Genomic DNA, 293 nt, shown 5'->3' with positions numbered 1-293 from the left:
GTCGTTTCGAGCAAGGCTCTGGCAGAGCATCATGAATTCCCGGGCCTGAAGGCTTTTGGACGGGTCGAGGCCACCCGAAAAACAGCCGAGGGCACAACCTCGGAAACGAGGTACTTCGCGCTGTCCTGGGTGCCGACACCGGAGGTACTGCTGGCGACCGTACGCGCCCACTGGGCTATCGAGAACAGTCTGCACTGGCAGCTGGACGTGTCGTTCCGCGAAGACGCGGCACGCAACCGCAAGGATAACAGCCCGGGCAACATCGCCATCCTGCGTCGCCGTGCTCTCGACGT

Annotated in this window: 1 protein-coding gene; it reads left to right on the top strand. The window is 62.8% G+C overall.

Annotated features, from left to right (window positions below; all coding sequences use genetic code 11):
- Positions 1 to 293, top strand: a 293-nt coding sequence (locus tag FJQ48_RS22210) for an ISAs1 family transposase (RefSeq protein WP_139977094.1), incomplete at both ends; no start/stop codon positions are given.

It is taken from the genome of Ochrobactrum sp. CGA5 (assembly GCF_006345815.1).
GTDB lineage: Bacteria > Pseudomonadota > Alphaproteobacteria > Rhizobiales > Rhizobiaceae > Brucella.
The sequence above is the reverse complement of the archived record's forward strand: the minus strand, read 5'-3'. Positions and strand labels throughout refer to the sequence as shown.